The organism is Pseudarthrobacter phenanthrenivorans (assembly GCF_000813845.1).
Lineage (GTDB): Bacteria > Actinomycetota > Actinomycetes > Actinomycetales > Micrococcaceae > Arthrobacter > Arthrobacter phenanthrenivorans_B.
In genome coordinates, this window is sequence record NZ_JWTB01000014.1 from 216090 (window position 1) to 232875 (window position 16786).

Consider the following 16786-nt stretch of genomic DNA (forward strand, 5'->3'; position numbering starts at 1 on the left):
GGGCAGGGGCCTGTGTGCTCAGCCCTTGCTGGCGCCGGCGGTGATGCCTGCGACGAAGTAGCGCTGCAGGAAGACGTAGGCCACCACCACGGGCAGTGACGCCAGGATCACGCCGGCAAACAGGAGGGGATAGTTGGTCTGGAACTCGCCCTGGAAACTCAGCAGTGCCAGCGGCAGGGTGCGGTTGCCCGGGGTCTGGATGAACAGCAGCGGGTACAGCAGCTCGTTCCAGTGGATAACGAACAGGAAGATCGCGGCGGCGGCGATGGAGGGCGCCGACAGCGGAAGTGCGATGGAGGAGTACGTCTTCCACGGGCCGCTGCCGTCAATGGAGGAGGCCTCATAGAGCTCCTTGGGCAGGGTCCGCATGAATCCGCCCAGGATGAAGACGGCAATGGGCAACGTGGAGACCACATTGGCCAGGACCAGGCCGGCGAGGTTGTCCAGGAGGCCGAGCCTGCCGAAGAGCACGTACAGCGGCACCATGTTGGCCTGGGCCGGGATAGCCATGCCCAGGACCAGGAACCCAAAGATGGCCCACGCCATGAAACCCTTCAGCCGGGACACGGCATAGCCGGCCAGGCTTGCCAGGAACAGGGTCAGGGGCACGGAAATACCGGTGACAATGACGCTGTTCATGAAGGACGAGCCCAGGTTCTGGCCGCCCACCACTTCGGCGAAGTTGTCGGGGGAGAGGGAGTGCGGCAGGCTGAACGGCCCGGCGAACAGTTCCTGCGTGGATTTGAAACTGCCGAAGGCCACCACGGTCAGCGGAACGATGATGATGACCGCATAGATGGCCAGGATGGCGCGGCGGCTTACTGATGCGAGCATGCTGCTAGTCCCCCTTCGGGGTCAGCCGGAGCAGGCGGCGCTGGAGCCAGGTGACCAGGGCGATCATCGCCATGAAGATGATCGACTGGGCGGCGGCGTAGCCGAACTCCGAGTTGGCAAAGGTGCTGTAGATACGGGTGGACAGGATGTCCAGGGCGGCCTTGGGCGGGTTGCCCGCGATGCCGAGGATCAGGTCGAACGCCTTGAATGACTGCACGGTGGTGTAGGCCACCACGATGGACGTGGCCGGGGCCACGAATGGCCAGGTGATGGACTTGAACTGCTGCCACTTGTTGGCGCCGTCCATTTCGGCCGCCTCGTAGAGTTCCTTGGGGATGGACTGCAGGCCTGCGATGTAGACAACCATCATCTGGCCCGAGTGGAACCACACCTGGGTAACGGCCACCCAGTACAGGGCCTGGGCATCGTTGCCGAGGTAGGAGCCACCGTCCACGCCCACCGTCTTGAGGACCGTGTTGGCCAGGCCGAAGTTGGGATCGTAGATGAACTTCCAGATAAAGGCCACCGACACCGAGGACAGGATGGTGGGGAAGAAGAACAGGGCGCGGAGCAGGATGCTGCCCCGTGAGTTCTTGGTGAGGAGCAGCGCCAGGACCAGCGAGAACGCGGTCTGGGCGATGACCACCAGCAGCACGAACTTCAGGTTGTTCGTCAGGGCGTTAGTGAACAGTGAATCCTTGGTGAACGCCCGGACGAAGTTGTCCACGCCAACGTAGTTGAACGCCGCCGAAAAACCGTTCCAGTCGGTGATGGCGTACTGGAAGGCCTGCAGCGTGGGCATCACCAGGAAGAAGGCGACGACGGCGACGGCCGGCAGCGGGAACAGGTACAGCGCCGGATTGACCCGGGTGGGGGAGCGGCGCCGCCCCTTGGCGCCGTCGACGGCTTTCTGGTTCTCCGGTGCCTTGCGCTTGGCAGCGGTTCCGGGATGGATGCTCATAGCCGTTCATCAACAATCTTCTGGGCGGCAGCGGCTGCCTGCTCCGGGCTGGTGCCGGAGATAACGGCCGTGGCGCTGGCTTCCACCGCATTGCGGACATCCAGGTTCTGGAACTGGAAGCGGGCGGCGAGCGCCGTCTTCTTCTGCAGCCAGGGGCTCAGCCGCTTGAGGTCCGGGTTGGTGTACGCCACCTTGTCCACGGACACGTGCTGTGCGGTCTGGTTGGCGTAGTAGCCGGCGTTCTCGGGTTCGGAGAGGAAATCGATCCAGGCTGCCGCGGCGGCCTGGTTCTTGCTGGCCGAATTGACGCCCAGGATGAAGGTGGCGTTGTAGGCGCCCTCGTACTTTCCGTTGCCGTCCGAGGTGGTGTTGGGGAACACCAGATCGATGGGGAACTTGGCACCCAGCCCGCGGACGGCGGCAATATGGTACGAACCGGTGGCCAGCATGGCGGCCTTGCCCTGGGAGAACAGGTTCTGCGCCGGTTCCACGGCTGTGCCGGTGGCGTTGGGCTGAACGAAGGGTGCCAGTTCCTTGTACTGGTTGAGCATCCTGATGAACCAGTCGTCAGTGCACTTGAGCTTGCCCTGTTCAATCTGGGCGCACATGTCATCCACGGGGGCATTGTTGGCGATCATGCAGTTGAACAGCTGGCCGCCGTTTCCCACGTCCCCGCCGGGCCAGGAGATCGGGATGACCCCGGCCGAGGCAAGCTTCTCGCACATGCCCAGGAAGGCGTCCCAGTTCTTGGGGGCGATCTCCGCGCCAGCCTTGTCGAAGAGGTCCACGTTGGCCATGGGCATGGGGAAGACCACCTGGTAGGGCAGGCCCAGCTGGCTGTCGCCGCTCTGGCCCGCGGACAGCAGACCCTTCTGGTAGTTCTTCACGGCCTTGCTGTCTTTGAGTTCCGTGTAGATGCCGGCTTCGCTGAAGTTCTTGAACTGGGCGCCACGGAACGTGGCGAAGGCGTCACCGATGGAGCCGCCGCGCAGCTTCTGCAGGGCCTGGGCGTTGTAGTCGTTGGAGGTGGAGATGTCCTGGGCAACCTCCGCGCCCCCGTGCTGTGCAGCGAAGCGCTTGATCAGTTCGTCGAACACGGCTTTGTCCTCGCCGCGCCAGTGGGCAAAGGACACTTTGCCGGTGACGGCTCCCGTCGAGGGGGCCGCCGGTCCGGTGGCACCTCCCGGTTTGGTGGAACCGCCGGGTCCGGCGCACGCTGCCGCAGCGGCGCCGAAGCCCAGGGCTCCGAAAAGGGCGACTGCCTGCCTGCGTGAAATCTGACTCACAATAATCTCCTCGTTGAGTGTTTGCTGTGTCTTGCTTGCGTACTGCTGAAAGGGGGTGCCCGGTTATCGTGCTGTGGCGTGCCGGGAGTGCCTAGGCGTTGGTCCTTTGGGTCGACACGACGTCGTCCACAACTTCACAGAGCCGCTGCAGCCGGCGGACGGCGTCAGTGGACAAGGATTCGACGACGTCGGGGGCGCCGATGCAGGACGCCCAGACGGCGCGTCCGGAGAGGAAGCCGCTGGCACCTTCGAGGCAGGCCCACCGGACGGCGTCCGGAAAGACGTCCTCGGGTACCCCGGAGGAGAGCACCACCCAGGGGCCATCGATGGCTTTGGTCAGTTCGGCGCACGCGGTGCGGACCTGTTCCTCGGATGCCTGGCCATGGAAAGGAACCTCGGCCTTGTAGAGGTCGGCGCCCAGGCCCCCGAGTTCCTTCGCTGCCGCAAGGATTCCGGCGTTCCAGTCGAAGTCGCCGCCTGCCAGCGGCTTGCGTGAGACGGGCTCGATGATGCTGATCAGCCCCGCCGACCGGCAGCTGTCCACGAATTCACGGACCATGGAGATCCTGCCTTCTGCCGGTTCATCCGGGCGGTAGAGCACCAGGAGCTTGAGGGCCTTGACGCCCAGTGCCTTGTATTTGTGCGGGTCCACCAGCCGGTCGATGGTGACCTCGCCCACCAGCTCGCCGTGGGCGGACTCGAAGTGGTCTGCGGAGGCGATCAGGCCGCAGCTCGGGTCAACCACCCCGGCTTCGATCGCCTGGTCCAGGGCAAATTGGCGGTCGATCAGGATGCCGGAGGCATACGGAGTGAGGATCCGGGCCGCCTGCAGCTTGAAGTCGCGGAGGTCATCGTCGGTGACGGGCTGGTTCGTGTGCTCTGCGAACATGTTCCGCATTGCTTCACGCTGGTCGACGGCGAGCATGGCGAACGCGCCGGAGGGGCGTTGCAGCGGGGAAAGGTCTGTGGGTGTCATGGGCTGCTTCTTTCAGTGGTCAGTTGGACGCTGGGACAAGGTTGATGGTCTGGCGCGGGATGGCAGAGCGGCCGTCCAGCCCGCCGCAGGAAGCGGCGGCGGTGCGGCCGGCGAATGCAGCGGCGTCCACCAGGGGAAGGCCGGCCGCAACGGCAGCGAGCAGGGCGCCGTGGTACACATCGCCGGCGCCGAGGGTGGACACGATGGTGGCGGGCGTGGCGGGGACATGCACCGGCTCCCCTCCCCGTTCCAGGACCCAGGCCCCTTCAGCGCCGGCGGTCGCGACGACGGCGGAGGCGCCGTCGTCGAGCGCTTTCTGCAGAAGGGCCCCGGGGGCGAGTTCCGCGCCGTACTCTGCCTGGAGCCGTTCTATGGTGGGCACGTAAAGTGCGACGCCGCGCGGGCTGAAAGCGGGGATCGGGTTGCCCGCGTCAACGCTGATGTTGGGATGGCCGGGCTCGCGGACGGCGGTGGCCACGGCATTCCAGCCCAGGTGGTCCGTGTGGACCCATGACGCGGACCGCAGGAGTTCGAAAAAGCGGCTGCCGGCCGGGAAACTGACCGGCGGGACCGGGCGGGTGACGATGGCCCGGCTCTCGGTGGCCCTGCTCACCACGATGACGCTGGCACCGGTTTTCACGCCTGCGTCCCGGATCACGGCGGATGTATCCACGCCCTCCGATTCAAGGCCGCTGATGATGCGCTCACCTTCTTCGTCCGCGCCAAGCACCCCGGCAAAGGCAGCCGTGGCTCCGGCCCTGGCGGCGGCAACGGCTGCCGTTGCTGCGGGGCCGCCGCCGGCGGTTGCGAAGTCAGTGGCGACGGTGCGGCTGTCCGCGGCGGGATAGTCCTGCACCAGGGCAATGGAGTCAAGCGTGGCGCAGCCTACGAAAAGCAGGGGTCCGGTTGACGGTTGGGGCACGTTCCACCTCGTTGTAGTTCCGGCTGGTATTGAAGAAATATACACATAGCATGTTGGAAAAACAACACTTTCTGTATAGTTGTGTTTGGGATACAACGCCGCGATCCCCCTCAACGAAGAGAAACGGAGCAGCACATGTCTTTGCCTTCTGCCGAACCGGTCCGGACCATCCGCTATGGCCTCATCGGGGCAGGCCACATGGCACGCGAACACGTCAGGAACCTTGCCCTGATTCCTGGCAGCAACATCACCGCTGTCTCGGACCCGGCTCCGTCGTCGCTGGAAGCCACGGTGCAGGAAATCGGCCACGACGTGCAGACTTTCGGCACCCATCACGAGCTGCTGGCCTCAGGCCTCGTGGATGCACTGGTCATCGCAAGCCCGAACGACACGCACCTGGACATCCTGAAGGACATCTTCGCCAGCGGAACCAACCTGCCCGTGCTCGTGGAGAAGCCCGTGTGCACCAGCGCGGAGCAGGCGGATGAACTCGAAGCCCTTGCTGCCACCTACCCGGCCCCCGTATGGGTGGCCATGGAATACCGCTACATGCCGCCGGTCCAGGAAGTCATCCAGGCTGCGCACAACGGCAGGCTTGGCAACATCCATATGCTCTCCATCGTCGAGCACCGATTCCCGTTCCTGCACAAGGTGGATGCCTGGAACCGCTTTGCTGAGCGGACCGGCGGCACCCTCGTGGAGAAGTGCTGCCATTTCTTCGACCTGATGCGCCTGATCCTGCAGGATGAGCCCGTCAGGGTCTATGCGAGCGGCGGCCACGACGTCAACCACATGGATGAGGTGTACGACGGCCGGGTTTCCGACATGGTGGACAACGCCTACGTGATCGTGGACTTCAAGGGCGGCCGCCGCGCCATGCTCGAACTGTCCATGTTCGCCGAAGGTTCCAAGTTCCAGGAACGGATTTCCATCGTGGGGGATGCGGCCAAGATCGAAACGCTCATCCCGGTAGCCGCCAACCACTGGATCCCCGGCGACGAGGCTGAGGCCACCGTCGAGTTCAGCCCGCGCTCACCGCTGGGCCCCGAAAAGCACGAAGTTCCCGTGGACGAGGCCGTGCTTGCCGCAGGTGCCCACCATGGCTCCACGTACTACGAGCACCTGGGTTTTCGGAAGGCCATCCTCGGCGAAGGGCCCGTGGAGGTGACCGTCGCGGACGGACTGCAGTCGGTGCGCATGGGGCTCGCCGCAGAACGTTCTATTACGGAGGGCCGCCCCGTTGAGCTTGGCAACGCCACCGCCGGGGTACGTTCTTAACTAGATACGTGTTGGAATTGCAACATCCCGCCTGGCTCCTGCCCGGCGCTTTGGGGAGGGAGAACGGCCATGGGCACCACACACAAAGAGGCGCCGCTGACGCCCCGGCAGCAAACCATTCTCGATGAACTCGGCCGCAGGGGTTTCATTTCCACCAACGACCTGGCGGCGAGGTTCGCCGTCTCTGATATGACGGTGCGGCGGGACACCCGGGTCCTGTCCAAGCGCGGACTGGCCCGGGTGGTCCACGGCGGTGTCAGCGCCGTGGACGGCCACGGCCAGAACGCGGACTTTGCAGCGAGGGTCCGGGAGGATGCCGACGCAAAACTCCGGATGGCGCGCGCCTGCCTGTCCATGATCGGGGAACGGGATGCCATCATCCTGGACGCGGGGACCACCACCTACCAGATCGCCCAGCAGCTGCCCACGTCCTTCACGGGAACCATCATCACGCACTCCGCACCGGCCATCCAGCGCTGCCTCCAGTTGACGGCGGCGCGGACCATCTGCCTGGGCGGCGAGCTGCTGCTGGACAGCCAGGCGTTCAACGGCCCCATGACCGTCAGCGCCGCTGCTGGGCTCCGCGCCAAGACAGCCTTTATTGGCGTGACAGGAATTCATGACGAAGCGTTCTATATCGAGCGGGACGTGGAACGCGCCACTAAACTCGCGCTTATGAAATCGGCGGAACAGGTAGTGGTGGTGGCAACCCACCAGAAAATGCTGCGGTACGCACTGGCGCGGCTGGCTGCCTTCGACGCAGTCGACATCCTGGTGACGGACGCGCCGCCGCCACGGGAAATCGAGGACGCGTTGAGCGCCGCGAACGTGAAGCTGATGGTGGCCGCATGACCGGCCGCCTCCGCGTCTGCCTGCCCGGGCAGGAGCTGCTGGACGCGCTCGCTCCCATGGACGGCGTCAAGTTCGTCGTGTGGGACCTGTCCGGGCCCGCGCCGGAAGGCCGGCTGGACCTGCTGGTTCCCGGCTACATGGGCAAGCCTGCGGCGCTTGCTGCGCTGGAAGGCGTGGACGTGGGCCTGGTGCAAAGCCAGTCGATCGGGTACGACGGCGTCTCCGCGGTTCTGCCTGCAGGCGTCACCTTTGCCAACGCTGCCGGAGTCCATGAAACCTCCACCGCCGAGCTCGCAGTGGGCATGATGGTCGCCTCGCAGCGCGGCATCCCGGACTTTGTCCGGAACCAGGAAACCGGAACCTGGGACAACAGCCCACGCCCCAGCCTGGCGGACCGGCGGGTGCTGCTGGTGGGCTACGGGGGAGTGGGCAAGGCCATCGAGGCCCGGCTGCTGCCGTTTGAAACCGAGGTTACCCGGCTGGCCAGCCGTGCCCGCGAGGACGGCCGGGGACCCGTCCACGGCATCGACTCGCTGTATGAGCAGCTGCCGCTGCACGACATCGTGGTGGTCAGTGTTCCACTCGGAGAGCAGACCGAGCGGCTGGTGGACGCCAAGTTCCTTGCCGCCATGCCGGACGGAGCCCTGCTGGTCAACGTCGCCCGGGGCCCGGTGGCGGATACTGACGCGTTGCTGGCAGAGACCTCAAGCGGCCGGCTGCGGGCCGCCCTGGATGTGACCGACCCGGAACCGCTGCCGGCAGGCCACCCGCTGTGGACCACCCCCGGGGTGCTCATCACCCCGCATGTGGGCGGGGCCAGCTCGGCCATGTTCCCCAGGATGGTGCGGCTGCTCAGGAAGCAGATCGGCCTCCTGCTCGAAGGCAGGGACCCGGTGAACGTGGTCCTCCCTTAACGGCAGCGGTCCCCGCGCCTATGCTTGGCCCATGTCCTCATTTGAAGTCCGCCGCAGCGCGGTTATCCCTGCCTCCCCGGAAGAGATCTTCCCGCTGGTTAACAGCTTCCATGAGTGGACGGCCTGGTCGCCGTGGGAAACAGTCGACCCCGGCATGAGCCGCCGCTACTTCGGCAATGATTCCGGCGAAGGGGCCGGCTACGAATGGAGCGGGAACCGCAGGGCGGGCAGCGGGACCATGCAGATCACCGAGTCCGTTCCGTCCAGCTCCATCGGCATCCGGCTCGAATTCACCCGGCCCTTCAAGGCACTGAACCCCACCACGTTCACTTTTGCACCCGCGCCGGGCGGGACCGAGGTCACGTGGCGGATGACCGGTGAAAACAAGGGCCTCGGCCGGGTGTTCGCCTTGTTCATGAACATGGACAAGATGGTGGGCGCCGACTTCGAACGCGGGCTCGCAGCCCTGGCATCCACCGTCGCGGCCAGGAAGAGCTGAGGCCCGAACGGTGGGGGTCGTGGACGACGCGCTCGCTGAGGCCAGCGACCGGGACAGGGGCTGCCTGCAGCACGTGGTCGAGCTCGCCCGGTCGCTGGCCCCCGACGCGACCGAGGGCATGAGTTACGGGATGCCCGCCTTGAAACTCGACGGCAAACCGCTCGTGGCCGCCGTGTCTACGGCAAAGCACCTCTCGATCTTCCCGTTCTCCTCCGCCGTCGTGGAGGCGGTGGCCGCACGGCTGGAGGGATACTCCCTGTCAAAGGGCACCATCCGCTTCACAGCGGACCACCCCGTTCCGGACGACGTGCTGGAGGACATCGTCCGGCTCAGGATGGCCGAAATTCGGAAGTAGGCACGGTGCACATCGACGCCAGGACCACGGGGGCGCCAAGGCACGACGGCGGCACGCACCGGCTGCCTGGCAGCCGCCCCTTGGGCGGTTGCCCGGGCGGCGGGACCAATGGTCCTTACCTGCAGGCAAGCAGGTGCCTACCCTGAACCCATGGCTGACACACTTGCAAACCTCGCAGATTCCTTTAAGAACATGGGCGTTGCCCGCGCGTACGGCACGCCGGTGAACGTGGGCGGGGAGGAGATTGTGCCCGTGGCGCTGGTGTCCTTCGGTTTCGGCGGCGGGACGGAATCCGGTGACGGGGCATCCGGCGGCGGAGGCGGCGGCTTTGTGGTGCCCCTGGGTGTGTACAGGACGGTCAACGGCCGGGCGGCTTTCCGTCCCAACACGATTGCCACCCTTGTGTGCCTGATTCCCCTGGTGACTGCTGCCGGGGCCGCGGTGCGCAAGACCCTCCGGGCGGCCCGGAAATAAGGAGTCCGCGCTGCCCGGATGCGGCGAAAAAATCCCCTATTTCGCCGCGGAACATTCGGTTCCATAATGGCCTCGTAGACTTCGGGAACCTCCCGCCGCTGTCCTGTGCCACGGTGGATCCAGAGGTTCCAGGCGGCCGCCCCGGCAATCGGCGGGAAGGACGGCCACGAGGCCCGGCGGGGGACGGCCGGACTGTTTCAGGGGGAGAGCAACGCCACCAAGCACAAGGAGATTCGTCATGCTCAAAGATATGGAAGTCATGGCTGTGCTGCCGGCCAAGGACATCGACAGGGCGCGGGAGTTTTACCGGGACAAGCTGGGGTTTGAGCCCGAGCGGACGATGGCCGACGGCGGCCTTGTCTACCGGTGCGGGAAGGGGACATCGTTCCTGATCTACCAGACGGACAACGCCGGTTCGGCCAAAAACACGCAAATCGGCTGGGCCACCGATGACGTCCAGCGGGACGTGGATGAACTGCGCGCCCGGGGCGTGGTGTTCGAGGACTACGACATGCCCGGGTTGAAGACCGAAAACGGCATCGCAACGATGGAAGGTTACGGCCAGGCGGCCTGGTTCCTGGACAGTGAGGGAAACATCCTGAACATTTCCTCGATTCCGTCTTGACCGTCGCGGCCTGCAGACGCAGGCTCTGGAGAACAAGGACGACGCCGGCACCCACCGCCCAAGGCACCCCGCACCCGGGTGCGCTGCAGCGGCGGGCCGGCGCCGCCGTCGTAAGTGTCCAACCGAAAGGGAAACGATGGGCGTGGAGAAGGCGGAGCAGGAGACGAAGGGAGTCACCGTCGAATTGCTGGCGACGGTGGACCTCGCGGGCGAGATCGACGGCATGGAGGGCCGGCAACTGCGGATGCGGATGGTGACCATCGAACCCGGCGGAGTGTTCGGGCCCCTTCACGACCATGCAGGGCGCCCCGGAACGGTGTACATCCTGCAGGGGACCATCACGGACCACCGGGACGGAGTGGCCACGGACTACGGGCCCGGGGTGGGCTGGCCGGAGGACCGGCACACCAACCACTGGCTGGAGAACCGTGGCCCGGTCCCGGCCGTGGAGATTTCGGTGGACATTGTCACTGGCCCGTAGCCGCCCGTGACCGTCCTTTTCACACCGCCGGCTCGCGCCTGCCCAGCGCGATTCGGAGCGCACCCAGGAGGGTGAGCCGGTTCCGCCTGGTGACGGCGGTGACGGCCGCAACCCCGGCCAGCAGCACCACAGCGCCGCCGGCCGCAACCGCCCAGCGGGCACCGAACTCGCTGCCGATCCATCCGACCAGGGGCGAGCCGACGGCCGTCCCGCCCTGCAGGATGGCAAGGTACAGGGCCAGTACGCGGCCGCGGAACGGCGGCTCCACGGAGAGCTGGATGCTGGTGTTGCAGCTGTTGAGGAACGTGATGGAGGCCAGGCCCACCGGAACCAGGATTGCGGCGTAGGCCCAGAACGTGGGCGCGATGCTGCCCAGGACTGTGAAGATTCCAAGCCCCAGGGCCCCGCCCAGCAGGAACCTGAGCCGCGGGCCGGAGCGGCGTGCGGCCAGGAGGGCACCTGCCAGCGTGCCCACCGCCATGATCGAGCCCAAGAGCCCGAATTCGCTGGGTCCCATCCTGAACTCGGTGGTTGCCATCAGCGAGTTGATGACAGGGAAGTTCATGCCAAACGCGCCCAAAATGCCCACCAGGACCATGATCAGCATCAGGTCCGGACGGCCTCGGACGTAGCGGATGCCTTCAGCCACCTGGTGCTTGCTGCGGTCACCTTTCGCCGCCGGGGCAGGCTGGGTGATGCGGATCCGGAAGAGCGAGACCAGGACGGCGGCGAAGCTCGCGGCATTGAGCAGGAACACCGGACCGGTCCCCACCCATGCAATAAGGACGCCGGCGATGGCGGGGCCGGTGAGGCGGGCGGTGTTGAATGAGGCGGAGTTCAGCGCCACTGCGTTGGAGATGTTGTCCTGGCCCACCAGTTCGGACACGAAGGCCTGCCGTGCGGGGGCATCAACGGCGCTGGCCACCCCGAGGCAGAACGCGGCCACGTAGGCATGCCACAGCTGGGCGGTGCCGGTGACCACCAGGAGGCCGATGGCCAGTCCCGTGAAACCCATGGCCAGCTGCGTCCACATGAGGATGATCCGCTTCCGGTAGCGGTCCGCGAGCACACCGCCATAGGGGCCGAACAGCAGCATGGGCAGGAACTGCAGCCCCGTCGTAAGTCCGACGGCGGCACCTGAGTGATCGGTGAGGACGGTCAACACCAGCCAGTCCTGGGCAACGCGCTGCATCCAGGTGCCGATATTGGAGACGATCGCGCCGCCGGCCCAGATGCGGTAGTTGGGGTTCTCGAGGGCCCGGAACATCGCGCTCATTTGCCGCTCATTTCCTGCATGATGCGGGCCGCCTGGCTCAGGATGAGGCGGTCTTCGCCGCTGAGCCCGGCAACACGGTGGGCCAGCCAGGCGGTGCGCTGGCTCCGGGCCTCGGCCAGAACCTGCCTGCCGGCATCGGTGATGTCCACGCGGACCTGCCGGCCGTCGTCGGGATGTGCGGACCTGGTAACGAACCCCTGGTCGGCCAGGGCGTTGACGATCCTGGTCATGGACGGCGCCTGCACGTGCTCACTCTCGGCGAGCGCGCGCAGGGTACTGGGGCCGCTGCCGTTGAGCAGGGCCAGGACGGTGTACTGCCCCGGGGTGATGACGTCGCCGGTGGCCTCGACGCGGAGCCGGCGTGAGGTGCGCATGACGGCGGTCCGAAGGTCGATGGCCAGGGCATCAGGTGCGGTGGGGTCTGCGGTTGCCGGGTTTTTGGCTTGGGTAGGGGACATATAGTCGGGTGCGCCTCCTGCTGCGGTCCTTAGCAATGCTAATTAGTTCTGCTAACTATTATGTGCCCGCATGGTTGCTTGTGGCAACGGTTGCGGGTGTGGGTTTCGCGACAGCTCCGGCACAATGGGAGCCGTGACTGGGCGCAGAATTGACGGAAATCGTAAACCCTGGCTGTCGTGGAAGGGGAAACTGAACCTGGCAGTGACAGTCCTGGTCCTTTGCCTGGGGCCGCTGATGATTGGCGTGGGCAGCTTCATGATCAACGCTGATGAAGAGCTTGCGCGGATTGGAGCGCAGGCCCCCGGAACGATCGTCCACTTCGAGGACGTCACCAAGGCTTCGGAGCGCAGGATCAGGGTGGACTACACGGCCGCGGATGGGGTGCCCCGCAAGACGTTCGCTGCCGTGGACCACGACCAGCATCCCGTGGTGGGCAGCAGCGTTACCGTCATCTATGCCGAAAATGATCCGGGGCGGGCCATTGTGCCCGGCTATGAGAGTGACGGTGTGTGGGTCCGCGGCGTGGGCGTGGTCCTGACTGCCATATTCGGCGTGATGGGCCTCCTCCTGGTCGCACTGGTTGGCAGCGCCGTTCTGCGCGCCAAGTCCCGGGCGCGTCGACCGCAACAGGCGGTGTAGCAGAGCCTGGTCGCGGCCCTTGGTCTATCCGCTCCAGCCCGACGGGCGTAGGCTTTGCGCACCATGACAGAACAGCAGCCCTATGAGTTGGTCCGACGTTATCCGCACTTCGAGCTGCGCCGGTATCCGGACTATGCGGTGGCCGAAGTGACGGTGGCGGCCGATTTTGACCGCGCGGGCAACGCCGCCTTCCGGTATCTCTTCAACTACATCAGCGGCAACAACACGGCACGCCAAAAGCTCGCCATGACCGCGCCCGTGATCCAGGAACAGGGGCCACAGAAGCTGGCCATGACCACCCCGGTGCTGCAAACCGGGCCCACCCCCGGCGCCGGGAAGCCTGGTGAGTATTCGGTAGCTTTCGTCCTGCCGGCCGGCGTTACGGCTGACGATGCCCCGGTGCCCACCGATCCGAAGGTCAAGGTGCGGGCCGTGCCGGGTTCCCTCGCCGCGGTGCTGCGCTTTTCCGGCAGCGGTTCCGCGTCCGCTTTCGAGCGGCGCAATGCAGGGCTGCAGGCAGCGCTCACCCTGGCCGGCCTCACCCCGGTGGGTCCGCCCCGGTTCGCCCGCTTCGATCCGCCGTTCAAGCCCTGGTTCCTGCGCCGTAACGAAGTAGTCCAGGACGTGCAGGAGCCCCAGTCGGGTGAGGCAACGCCCCGTTCCTGAGCAGATCTAGCTCTACTGCGCGCCCTATGACGTGTGCGCGTCCCGGACGGCAGGGGGAGTCTGGCCCTGCATGACCCAGCGGTTGCCGTCGGGGTCGCTGAAGTAGGCGAACAGGACACCGCCAAGGTCCTGGACCTCGCTGATGTCCGCGCCGCGCCGGACCAGCTCGGTGCGGACCTCGGTGATATCCGGAACCACCAACTGCAGTCCCTCCAGGCTGCCCGGCACCATGCTGGTCATTCCGGTACCGATCACCACCGACGCTGCCGAACCCGGGGGAGTCAGCTGGACCACGCGCATCCCCGGGATGTGCTCCACATCGTGGTCCAGGACGAAGCCCAGCTTTTCCATATAGAAGGCTTTGGCGGTATCGATATCGGACACCGGGACCTGGACAACCTCAAGGCGCATCTGCATGCGGGCCACTCTATCTGCGGCCGGAAGGGGTGGGAACAGGAGTCCGCTGCTGCCGGACCTGAAATGTGAAGGCCGCCCCTGCAATTGCTACGAGTCTGATCAAGAAAAGCTCAAGACTGGCTGAAGGTTTGCTGAGGAACAGGAGACGTCCCGTTCCCGCGCTTTGGCCCGTCATAGGCTCAGGCCCGATGACTTTGCCAGGGTTCAGCAGCGGGCCCGGCACATTCCGGGCCTGCTTCCCGCGGCCCTCACAAATGGGGAAACAATGTCCGACTACCGGACCCGTCCAGGGTTCAACCATCCCGCTGCTCCGCCGACGCCGCGGAAACCCCGCGCTTCAACCTTCGTCGTTGGGATTCTCACCGCCCTGTTCATGCTCCTGGGAGCTTTGAGTAGCGGTATCGGCGGCGCCCTGATTTTCCTGGGCATCTCGGCCGCGCTTACCGGCCTGTACGTCCTCCTTACCGGGCGCCGCTCCTGGGCGTGGCTGCCGGCCAAACGCAAGGCCGGCGCCGTCGTGATCGCCGCCTCCCTGGCGCTTTTCATCGGTGCTGCAGCAGCGCTGCCCCGTCTGGCCAGCGCTGACCTCGAGGCGGCCTCCTCGGAGGGCAAAGCCGCAGCCGCCGCAGCGAGCCCAACCGCCACAGCCAAACCGACGCCGTCGTCCTCGCCTTCTCCCACGCCCACGGCCCAGGAGACCGGGGAGCCCCTGGACCCGGACAATACGTACGCCCTTGCTGCCGGCGTCACCGCTACGGCACCCAACGCACAACCGGCCTACGCCACCAAGGCCCTCGACCTGCTGGCCACCCTCCCCATCAAGGGCCGTGCGCCGAAGACCGGGTATGACCGTGCGCAGTTCGGCCAAGCGTGGGCAGACGTGGACCGGAACGGCTGCGACACCCGCAACGACATCCTCAAGCGGGACCTGACCGGCATCACGTACACGAACAGCGTGCCGTGCAAGGTTCAGTCGGGGACCTTGGCGGATCCCTACACGGGCACCAGCATCAACTTTGTCCGCGGAGCGGCCACCAGCACCGCCGTGCAGATCGACCACGTGGTGGCGCTGAGCGATGCCTGGCAAAAGGGCGCACAGCAGTTGACGCTGGAGCAGCGGACGGCGCTGGCAAATGATCCGCTGAACCTTCAGGCGACAGATGGACCCACCAACCAGCAGAAGGGCGACGGCGACGCGGCCACCTGGTTGCCGCCAAACAAGGGCTTCCGCTGCGAGTATGTGGCACGCCAGATCTCCGTGAAAGCCACCTATGGACTCTGGGTCACGCAGGCAGAGCAGGACGCGATGGCCCGGATCCTTGGCGACTGCAGCGGGCAGTTGGCGCCCACCAACCAGCAGGCTCCCGTGACTCCCGTCGCTCCGGCTCCGGCTCCGGTGGCTCCGGCACCTGCTGCCGTTGCACCGGCGCCCGCTCCGGCTCCGGCCCCCGCACCTGTTGCACCTGCGCCTGCTCCCGTTGCGCCGGCACCTGCGCCTGTTGCACCGGCTCCTGCGCCTGCGCCTGCCGCCGTCTACTACGCCAACTGCACGGCGGCGAGGGCGGCCGGAGCCGCTCCGCTCTACGCCGGCCAGGCAGGGTACCGCCCTGCCCTGGACCGGGACTCCGACGGCATCGCCTGCGAGTAGGCGCCGTCCTGCCCGGACAGTCCGGGACCACTTCTTACCACCATCAGATACATACCCAGGGGGAAAAATGAACGAAAGCACCATTCCAGCGACGGGCAGGATGAAGGCATCACTGGCCCTGATTGTGCTGGCCGGCCTCATGCTGACAGGTTGCGGCGGCAAGCAGGCAGCCGCCCAGGCCACACCCGCGGCAGCTGCAACCGCAACCGCTGTGGCGCAGACGACGGAAAACATCACGGTTCCGGCTGTCGTGAACCTGACGTTGGACAAGGCCACGGATCAGCTCGAAAAGCTCGGGTTCAAGGTTGACGCCACGGATACCGCCCACGGCAAGTCGATCATGGTCAAGAGCCACTGGCAGGTGACCACGCAGGACCCAGGCAGCGGCGCGCAGGCGGCCAAGGGTTCCACAGTGCACCTCGGTGTGAAGAACCTGGATGACGTGGCTGCGGAGAAGGCAGCCGCTGACAAGGCGGCAGCCGAAAAGGCTGCGGCAGAGCAGGCAGCTGCGGCAGCGAAGGCGGCCGCCGACAAGGCAGCAGCGGACAAGGCCGCGGCTGACCAAGCTGCGGCTGCCAAAGCGGCAGCGGACCAGGCTGCTGCCGCGGCAGCCCAGAAGGCAGCCAAGGCTCCGGCGCCTGCGCCAGTGGCCGTTCCCGCAGCGCCCGCACCGGCGCCTGCTGCTTACTACGCGAACTGCAGTGCGGCGAAGGCGGCCGGCGCAGCACCGCTGTACAGGGGTCAGCCCGGTTACAGTTCCGCTTTGGACCGTGACGGCGATGGAGTTGCCTGCGAGCGTTAGGACGCACAGGCAGTTCTAGAACAAGCCGGGGGCCCTCCTCTTTGAGAAGGCCCCCGGCTTGTTCTGTAAGAACGCCTGGCTGCCAGGCTCGCTGGTGTGCCGGAGACCACATGAAGAAATTACGACGACGGATGGCCACCACGGTGCATGACTGGCCCCTTCTTCCGCTGAATTCCGGGGATTTCCCCCACCTGGAGCCCCGATTTGCGGTGGGGGTGGTGTGCGGGTATTGTTTTCTGAGTCGCCGCGGGGGAGACAGTGAAGAACTGTTCACCGGGTGGCCAAATCCCCCAATTCAAAGCCAGGTTCTGGTTGCTCTTTAGGGCGCTGGGAATCGGTGTGGGGCGGTCTTCTGTTCGATGGAAATCCTGAGATGATGGATTTGCTTCGGGGTGGGGGATCGGGTAAGTTTGAAAAGTTGC

20 protein-coding genes are annotated in these 16786 nt (G+C 65.9%); 12 read left to right on the forward strand and 8 right to left on the reverse strand.

The window, feature by feature from the left end:
• Window positions 1–18 precede the first annotated feature (18 nt).
• The 5 genes from RM50_RS08350 to RM50_RS08370 all read right to left on the reverse strand — a co-directional run bounded on the left by RM50_RS08350 (window position 19) and on the right by RM50_RS08370 (window position 4979).
• Window positions 19–834, reverse strand: a complete 816-nt coding sequence (locus RM50_RS08350) for a carbohydrate ABC transporter permease (RefSeq protein WP_043451665.1) — start codon at window positions 832–834, stop codon at window positions 19–21.
• 4 nt (window positions 835–838) lie between these two features.
• A complete protein-coding gene (locus RM50_RS08355; RefSeq protein ID WP_043451668.1) occupies window positions 839–1795 on the reverse strand; it encodes a carbohydrate ABC transporter permease in 957 nt (318 codons plus the stop codon).
• The gene (locus tag RM50_RS08360) at window positions 1792–3081 is read right to left on the reverse strand and encodes an ABC transporter substrate-binding protein (RefSeq protein WP_043451669.1); all 1290 of its coding nucleotides are present in this window, start codon (window positions 3079–3081) and stop codon (window positions 1792–1794) included. The genes RM50_RS08355 and RM50_RS08360 overlap by 4 nt, the downstream gene beginning before the upstream one ends.
• Window positions 3082–3172: 91 nt before the next feature.
• Entirely contained in the window at window positions 3173–4057 is an 885-nt protein-coding gene (locus tag RM50_RS08365) for an aldolase (protein WP_043451671.1), read from the reverse strand.
• 19 nt (window positions 4058–4076) lie between these two features.
• Entirely contained in the window at window positions 4077–4979 is a 903-nt protein-coding gene (locus RM50_RS08370; RefSeq protein ID WP_043451672.1) for a carbohydrate kinase family protein, read from the reverse strand.
• A gap of 135 nt (window positions 4980–5114) precedes the next feature.
• Here RM50_RS08370 and RM50_RS08375 point away from each other — a divergent pair, with 135 nt between their 5' ends.
• The 8 genes from RM50_RS08375 (at window position 5115) to RM50_RS08410 (ending at window position 10457) form a co-directional block, all read left to right on the forward strand.
• Window positions 5115–6257, forward strand: a complete 1143-nt coding sequence (locus tag RM50_RS08375) for a Gfo/Idh/MocA family protein (RefSeq protein ID WP_043451674.1) — start codon at window positions 5115–5117, stop codon at window positions 6255–6257.
• Window positions 6258–6326: 69 nt separating this feature from the next.
• A complete protein-coding gene (locus RM50_RS08380; protein ID WP_043451676.1) occupies window positions 6327–7109 on the forward strand; it encodes a DeoR/GlpR family DNA-binding transcription regulator in 783 nt (260 codons plus the stop codon).
• Entirely contained in the window at window positions 7106–8023 is a 918-nt protein-coding gene (locus tag RM50_RS08385; protein WP_043451679.1) for a 2-hydroxyacid dehydrogenase, read from the forward strand. The genes RM50_RS08380 and RM50_RS08385 overlap by 4 nt, the downstream gene beginning before the upstream one ends.
• Window positions 8024–8054: 31 nt before the next feature.
• Window positions 8055–8522, forward strand: a complete 468-nt coding sequence (locus RM50_RS08390) for an SRPBCC family protein (RefSeq protein ID WP_043451682.1) — start codon at window positions 8055–8057, stop codon at window positions 8520–8522.
• 10 nt (window positions 8523–8532) lie between these two features.
• Window positions 8533–8877 carry an iron chaperone gene (locus tag RM50_RS08395; protein WP_043451684.1) on the forward strand — a complete coding sequence of 115 codons (345 nt, stop codon included), beginning with the start codon at window positions 8533–8535 and terminating at the stop codon, window positions 8875–8877.
• A gap of 150 nt (window positions 8878–9027) precedes the next feature.
• A complete protein-coding gene (locus RM50_RS08400; protein WP_043451764.1) occupies window positions 9028–9351 on the forward strand; it encodes a hypothetical protein in 324 nt (107 codons plus the stop codon).
• A 238-nt stretch (window positions 9352–9589) separates the two neighbouring features.
• On the forward strand, window positions 9590–9976 hold the full coding sequence (locus tag RM50_RS08405) for a VOC family protein (protein WP_043451687.1): 387 nt from the start codon (window positions 9590–9592) through the stop codon (window positions 9974–9976).
• Between the two features lie 136 nt (window positions 9977–10112).
• Window positions 10113–10457 carry a cupin domain-containing protein gene (locus RM50_RS08410; protein WP_043451689.1) on the forward strand — a complete coding sequence of 115 codons (345 nt, stop codon included), beginning with the start codon at window positions 10113–10115 and terminating at the stop codon, window positions 10455–10457.
• A gap of 19 nt (window positions 10458–10476) precedes the next feature.
• Here RM50_RS08410 and RM50_RS08415 read toward each other — a convergent pair whose 3' ends face one another.
• Both RM50_RS08415 and RM50_RS08420 read right to left on the reverse strand, forming a co-directional pair.
• Entirely contained in the window at window positions 10477–11733 is a 1257-nt protein-coding gene (locus tag RM50_RS08415; RefSeq protein WP_043451691.1) for an MFS transporter, read from the reverse strand.
• Window positions 11730–12191 (reverse strand): MarR family winged helix-turn-helix transcriptional regulator, encoded by a 462-nt coding sequence (locus RM50_RS08420; protein WP_043451694.1) that lies wholly within the window; start codon window positions 12189–12191, stop codon window positions 11730–11732. The genes RM50_RS08415 and RM50_RS08420 overlap by 4 nt, the downstream gene beginning before the upstream one ends.
• Before the next feature lie 133 nt (window positions 12192–12324).
• On the opposite strand from RM50_RS08420, the gene RM50_RS08425 reads away from it, so the two are divergent.
• Both RM50_RS08425 and RM50_RS08430 read left to right on the forward strand, forming a co-directional pair.
• Window positions 12325–12831, forward strand: a complete 507-nt coding sequence (locus RM50_RS08425; RefSeq protein WP_043451766.1) for a DUF3592 domain-containing protein — start codon at window positions 12325–12327, stop codon at window positions 12829–12831.
• 63 nt (window positions 12832–12894) lie between these two features.
• Complete coding sequence (locus tag RM50_RS08430) at window positions 12895–13497, forward strand: SOUL family heme-binding protein (protein ID WP_043451697.1); 603 nt, start codon at window positions 12895–12897, stop codon at window positions 13495–13497.
• Between the two features lie 24 nt (window positions 13498–13521).
• Here the strand turns inward: RM50_RS08430 and RM50_RS08435 are convergent, their stop codons facing one another.
• Entirely contained in the window at window positions 13522–13914 is a 393-nt protein-coding gene (locus RM50_RS08435; protein ID WP_043451699.1) for a VOC family protein, read from the reverse strand.
• 265 nt (window positions 13915–14179) lie between these two features.
• Here RM50_RS08435 and RM50_RS08440 point away from each other — a divergent pair, with 265 nt between their 5' ends.
• The gene (locus RM50_RS08440; RefSeq protein WP_043451702.1) at window positions 14180–15562 is read left to right on the forward strand and encodes a GmrSD restriction endonuclease domain-containing protein; all 1383 of its coding nucleotides are present in this window, start codon (window positions 14180–14182) and stop codon (window positions 15560–15562) included.
• Between the two features lie 67 nt (window positions 15563–15629).
• Window positions 15630–16364, forward strand: a complete 735-nt coding sequence (locus RM50_RS08445; protein ID WP_082007016.1) for an excalibur calcium-binding domain-containing protein — start codon at window positions 15630–15632, stop codon at window positions 16362–16364.
• Window positions 16365–16786: the final 422 nt, after the last annotated feature.